7 protein-coding genes are annotated in these 6,000 nt (G+C 61.7%); 3 read left to right on the forward strand and 4 right to left on the reverse strand.

What is annotated here, in order from left to right; all coding sequences use genetic code 11:
* Positions 1 to 46: 46 nt before the first annotated feature.
* The 3 genes from AC0L23_RS29280 to AC0L23_RS29290 all read left to right on the forward strand — a co-directional run bounded on the left by AC0L23_RS29280 (position 47) and on the right by AC0L23_RS29290 (position 3,403).
* Positions 47 to 859 carry an aminoglycoside phosphotransferase family protein gene (locus tag AC0L23_RS29280; protein WP_085357417.1) on the forward strand — a complete coding sequence of 271 codons (813 nt, stop codon included), beginning with the start codon at positions 47 to 49 and terminating at the stop codon, positions 857 to 859.
* 366 nt (positions 860 to 1,225) lie between these two features.
* Positions 1,226 to 2,143, forward strand: a complete 918-nt coding sequence (locus AC0L23_RS29285) for an NADP-dependent oxidoreductase (RefSeq protein ID WP_085357416.1) — start codon at positions 1,226 to 1,228, stop codon at positions 2,141 to 2,143.
* Between the two features lie 228 nt (positions 2,144 to 2,371).
* Complete coding sequence (locus AC0L23_RS29290) at positions 2,372 to 3,403, forward strand: IS110 family RNA-guided transposase (protein WP_473357622.1); 1,032 nt, start codon at positions 2,372 to 2,374, stop codon at positions 3,401 to 3,403.
* A 399-nt stretch (positions 3,404 to 3,802) separates the two neighbouring features.
* On the opposite strand, the gene AC0L23_RS29295 is transcribed toward AC0L23_RS29290, so the two are convergent.
* From AC0L23_RS29295 to AC0L23_RS29310, 4 genes are all read right to left on the reverse strand, one after another.
* On the reverse strand, positions 3,803 to 4,183 hold the full coding sequence (locus AC0L23_RS29295; protein WP_473357623.1) for a hypothetical protein: 381 nt from the start codon (positions 4,181 to 4,183) through the stop codon (positions 3,803 to 3,805).
* 53 nt (positions 4,184 to 4,236) lie between these two features.
* Complete coding sequence (locus AC0L23_RS29300; RefSeq protein WP_026232889.1) at positions 4,237 to 4,458, reverse strand: hypothetical protein; 222 nt, start codon at positions 4,456 to 4,458, stop codon at positions 4,237 to 4,239.
* A 203-nt stretch (positions 4,459 to 4,661) separates the two neighbouring features.
* Positions 4,662 to 4,880: a hypothetical protein gene (locus AC0L23_RS29305; RefSeq protein WP_039799349.1), complete on the reverse strand. Its 219-nt coding sequence runs from the start codon at positions 4,878 to 4,880 to the stop codon at positions 4,662 to 4,664.
* A 940-nt stretch (positions 4,881 to 5,820) separates the two neighbouring features.
* On the reverse strand, positions 5,821 to 6,000 hold a 180-nt coding region (locus AC0L23_RS29310; protein WP_473357624.1), incomplete at its 5' end, for a hypothetical protein.

Raw genomic sequence — 6,000 nt, forward strand, 5'->3', positions numbered from 1 at the left:
CTTTTTTCTCGCCGCCGGTGTTTCATCTGCGCGGCGGAGAACGGACATGCAGGGATCGCTGGGGGAAAAGATCGGTGAAGGCGCCTTCTCCGAGGCCTACGCCTGGGCGCCCGGTCAGGTCGTGAAGCTGTTTAAGGCCGGCGTCTCTCATCTGCTCGGCCGACACGAGGTACGCATGATCCGCGCCGTGCACGCCGCCGGCGTCCCCGTGCCGGCGGTGTTGGGAGAGGTGACGCTGGACGGGCGCTTCGGCATCGTGCTGGAGCGCCTCGACGGACCGACCCTGCGGCATCTCTCGCGGACCGGCGCGGTGACGTTCGAACAGGCGGGCGCGATCATCGCGGCTCTGGCCATGTCTCTTCACAAGACGTCGCCACCGCCGGAGCTCCCCTCCATGCGCGCGTATATGGAGAGCGAGTTGCGGCACGACGACGGCAAGGTCCCGAAGCACGTCGCCACTGACATCCTCACCCTGATCGATCGCCTGTCGACCGGCGACGGGCTTTGCCATTGCGACCTTAGCCCCGGCAACGTGATCATGACTGCGGAAGGCCCCAAGCTCGTCGACTGGACCTTCGCGATGCGCGGGCCCGCCGCCCTCGATCTTGGGTTCTTGCATGTCATCCTGTCCGAGCTCGGCCCGGAAATAGCCGACAATCCGGAGCGGCCGCGCGCGACCAATGCGGCGGCGCAATCCGAATATGCGCGGCTGGCCGGCATGTCTCTGGCGGAGCTGACGGCGGCAATGGAGCCGTATTTGCCTATCGTCCGCACCTTCGTCGTCCTCGGAAACGTGGTGCCTGCGCTGCGGGAGCAACTGATCCAGCGCATCGAAGCGGGGCTGCGCCCGAAAGACTGAACCGTCCGCAATCTAGATTCCTGTTCGCCGTCTCAAGGCGCTCTCGATCACCGAGCAAATCTCGGCAGCCAGTGGAGCCGTTTGGCACAATCGGGCTGTATCGGAAGGCGGCCCTCGCGCTTGGTACAGCCAAAATCGGCATTCTTGGTCCTGTTTTATAGCCGGGCGCAACGCATCTATTCGCTGACGACCGGCGACCGGAGCGATCCCGATCGATCAGGATGAGTGGGAGCCCCGGTCAATGCGGAGAGCGGAGATTGCGCACACGGAGACAGGAGTTCCACACAGCCTGGCATTCTGTGGATAGCCGGTGCGACCAAGCTCTCTGCATTATTCGAGAGACAAATGACCGAGGAGATAATTCCCATGAAGGCGATCGTTGTAACGGACCAGGCCGCAGGAAGGGCCGGGATGAAGCTCATGGACCGGCCCGAGCCGCAGGCAGCGATAAACGACGTCGTCGTTCAGGTTCATGCGTCGGGATTTGTACCGACTGAGCTGGCGTGGCCCTCGACCTGGACCGATCGCCTCGAACGTGACCGAACACCGTCGATCCCTGGGCACGAGCTGGCCGGAGTGGTCTCCGCCCTCGGATATGGCACGACGGGACTATCAGTCGGACAGCGGGTGTTCGGCCTCGCGGACTGGTATCGCGACGGCACGCTGGCCGAGTATGTGGCGATCGAGGCACGCAACCTTGCGCCGCTCCCGGGCGACGTCGACTTCACGGCGGGCGCAAGCCTGCCGGTCTCGGGCCTGACAGCGTGGCAAGGGCTGTTCCAACACGGCCGCCTTCAGGCGGGGCAAAGCGTCCTCGCACACGGCGCGGCCGGCGCAGTCGGATCGATGGTGACGCAACTCGCACGAGAGGCCGGCGCCTACGTCATCGGCTCTGGACGCGCCGCCGACCGTCAGACGGTGCTCGACTTCGGCGCGAAGGAGTTCGTCGACCTCGACAACGATACCCTGAAGGACGTGGGCAAAGTCGATCTGGTGTTCGATGTCATCGGCGGTGACATCCAGAAGCAATCCGCAGCACTGATTCAAGCCGGAGGAACATTGGTGACCGTCGTGGGGCCGGCCGAGACGCGGCCCTCCGATGGTCTGGCGGTCGACTTCGTCGTCGAGTCCGATCGAGCCCAACTGAGTGAGATCGTACGGCGGGTGCGGGACGGACGACTGCGGACGAATATCGGCAACGTCTCGACCCTCGATGATGCCGTCGCCGCGTTAAATCCGACCAAGCGACGCAAGGGGAATACGATTATCCACATTCGCCCCTGAGGGACGCACGCCCATTGATGCACGCAGCCGGCCGGCGATCACCAGCAGCTCGGATGCCCGCTGGATTATCCGCCGCGATGGAGACGAAGCATGCGCTTCCGCCCTGCCTAGATGCCGTAATGGGCCCTGCTCCGAGCAAGGGGTCATGATGGTGGCTGTCCCCCGATAGATGATGAAACGGGGTCACGACTTGAGTCGGCCCCAAGCATCTAGAGACGGAGGACAGCCGTGGAGAACTATGCCGGAATCGACGGGTCATTGGAACTGTCAGTGTGCGTTGTGGATGCCCAGGGTAAGATCCTGAGAGAGGCGAAGGTCGCAAGCGAACCCGACGCCTTAGTTGAGTTTTTTGAGACGCTCGGCTTTGCGGTGGAGCGGATCGGGCTGGAGGCTGGGCCGCTATCCCAATGGCGGCATGCGGGGCTGAGAAAAGCAGGATTCGAAACGGTTCTGCTGGAAACACGGCACGTAAAGGCCGCATTATCGGCGATGACGGTAAAGACTGATCGCAAGGATGCCCGCGGGATAGCCCAGTTGATCCGGATGGGCTGGTTCCAGCCGGTGGACGCAAAGTCGGTCGGTGCGCAGGAGATCCGGGCACTCCTGATCGCGCGCAAACAGCTTCTCGGGCGACTTATCGACGTGGAATTAAGTATTCGAGGGATTTTGCGTGGCTTCGGGCCGAAGGTTGGCCCGGTGACGCGGAGGAATTTCGAAGCGCGGATCCGAGAGTTGGTTACTGGTCAGGCGACATTAGAGCGCATTGCCGGTGCGATGCTTTCGGCGCGATCTGCCTTGAAGGCAGAGTACGGAAGGCTGCACAAGGCTGTGCTGGCAACTGTGCGTGACGATGCGGTCTGTCGCCGGCTTATGACCGTGCCGGGCGTTGGTCCCTTGGTGGCCATCACCTACAAAGCGGCGATTGATGACCCTCATCGCATCGCGAAATCGAAGGCGGCAGGTGCGCTGTTCGGGCTCACGCCAAAGAAGTACCAATCGGGAGAAAAGGACGTCACGGGCGGAATCACGCTGGCCGGTGACGAGATGGTGCGCACAGTATTGTATGAAGCCGCCAACGTTCTGCTATCGCGCATCACGCGGTTCTCAAAACTTAAGCGCTGGGGGATGGACGTCGCCAAGCGGCGAGGCTCGAAGCGCGCAAAAGTTGCCTTGGCACGTAAGCTTGCAGTGATCCTGCATCGGATCTGGGTCGACGGCACAACTTACCGATGGGCTGAAGCGGGCCCGATCGCAGCATAGAGCACGAGGAGAAGAGCCGGAATGCAACCGGGCTGAACAGAAGCCCAGTGCCCGAAGTCCCGTCGCCGGGACGGTGGATGCGGTGAAGCCGTTACACGCCCAGTGGCCGTCGTCCGACGAACCACGCGTATCTAGATAGGCTCACCGCTCCCTCTGACAGCATGATGTGGCGGCCAGGCGTTGACCACGGACAGAAGCATGAGCTCGGCGGCGCGACGTTCACCGGGAGGCTTGACATCATCGGGCCCATTACAGAAGGGCGTGTACTCATTACGCGGCCGCCCGCCAGATGTCCGGTTTACCGCCAACATCGGCCGCAGACCTGAAGGCCTTCGAGGTCGCAGATGGGCCAATGGGCGACGTCACCGACACCCAAACTTGACTGACGCAACACCGCGGCTAGCGAAGCGGGCGGGACCGGCTGAACAAGAAACCGCTGGGAGTGAACTTTCGGGCTACCGCGAGCGCGCTGGCCTCGCACGTTTCGAGCGCGATCTTCTGGGCCAGCATGACGTCGCCAATCGGAAGATCGCCAACGGGCAGGAAGCACAAGCCGATCTTTGGGCGACCGTTTTCGCCGATCTCGCAGACATTCGCAGCCGCTCCCGCATAGATCCTATAGCGGTTGCCCGTATCGCCGCCGACCACATCGAAATAGCCTGTTTGCGTGAATTGCCGCCGCTGGAGGGGCGAGAGGCAATGCCGCAGCAGCAGCAGCGCGCGTCCTTCGGGAGTGCTCTCGGCGCCGTGTCTAATGAACAGCGCCCTTGCAGCCCTCATCCGTGAGCGTTCACCCGGCCGGGACGGCCTGAACAGCCACACGGCTCAGCGATTCAGCCGCCGACCAGCCTGGGGAAGAAGAGAGTTTCTTCCGCAGTGGGGTCGAACGATCGGATCTGCGACACCTGATTTGAACCGGTCCGGACCGCGGCGGTGAAGCCGACGTTCCTCAGCTCGCGGAATCGCTGCTCCGCCTTGGCTACTTCTCGTGCATCGTTGGCGTCGAAAAAGTGACGGCTGTCGCCGGTACTGTCCATCACGACTTGGATCGGCATGCGGATCCCTCCTTGTTGCTTCATGACTGAATGTTGTCGAAGCTCCGAAACCGGCGCCGGAAGGCGCAACAAAATGGGCCCCAGCTCCCGGGGGGCAATGGGGGAAGAGCTGGGGCCCGACTGAATCACCCACTTGGGGATGGGCATTGGGAAAACTTGGTAACTGACGAGTCGTTCCAAACTGCCGTTCCGCCTACAAATGTTCAGCGGCCTCTGTCGTCCTTGCCGTTGGGACTACCATCGCCGCCGCCGTTACCCCAGCCATTGTTGCCGTGGTGATGGACCGCGCTCGCACCCGATTTAGCAATTGCATCGGACGTGAGGGAGGTGGAGAGCAGCAGCGTTATGGCTGGAGGTGTCACCACCGCGAACTTTCCGCAGGTCTTCAGAAATTCGCGGCGGTCATCGTCTTCGTTAGGCATGGGGTCCCTCCGGTGCTGGAAGAGAGATTAAATACCTTAAATACAATTAAATCAATTAAACCATGTTATAAGTTCGGTCACGAACTGCGACAATAAGTTTCGTCCGGCTGCCCACTTTCCGGAACTCGCTCAGAGGCCGTGGACCGACGCCCTCAAGCGTCGTCAGGTGCGCGGACCCGGCAATCTCCGGGTCATCAGTAGGCAGGGTGACATGTTGAGCAGCCTGTGTCGGAGATTTAACGTTCGCACTCAGCGACGAGTGCGCGATGTTCCGTGGCTAAGTGACGACTTTGAGCGATGGTTCGTTGGCTCGCTCGAGCAGGCACGTGTCTCGGCGCTGAATTCTTCGGCCATTTTGCGCTCCTAACATGCAGGCGGGAGCGCGGAATTGTCTCTCAGCCACCGACGCCTACGGTTAGACCCTCGGCCGGCGATGCGTATCAACGTGCGAAGTAGCTTATCATTGCTGGCGCTTCCCTGGCTCTCGTCCCCTCCTTCTCAGCAGGAGTGAAGGCGAGCGCTTGGAGAGGTTTTAGGAGGAAGCCCACCATGCGTCGGGGAATGGCACCAGCAAGTCCGATCGACTTGGTTGTCGTTGTCAGGGGCTGATAGCGCCTGCATTCCAGCTTGGTGATGCGCGGCGACGGAGGCGGACAGACAGGACGCCTGGTTCACGAGTTCGAAGGCGGCGCGAAGCAGGATGTGTCAAGCGTATTGGGGGCACACCGCGGGCGCTGCGCTCTGCTTCTTCGACCAGACCTCGAAGATCTTCCAATTCTGAGAGCTGAGACGTGAGTTCGCTAAGTTGTTCGACGTAAAGGATTGCGCGAGAGCCTCGCATAAATGTCCTCCGCAGCACAAAAAGCACTATCAGGACGGCGTCAGAGCAAAAAGAGCGCGAGTAGCAAAAGTGAAAGACTACCAGAGGTAAAATAGCGGATTAATATGTCAGCCTCACTGCGGCAGGGTGTCGCTGCTTCAGCGCGGTTAACGCGCGCCGCTCCCTCAGGGGCAGCGCGATGCGCTGGAGTCCGCTTTGGGTCCACAGGACTAAACCGCTCGCGCGGTAGGCACGACGGCCGGCAGCGCGGCTGAGAGGATAGCGCAACGAGGCGTCCTG

The organism is Bradyrhizobium sp. MI1.4, assembly GCF_055811315.1.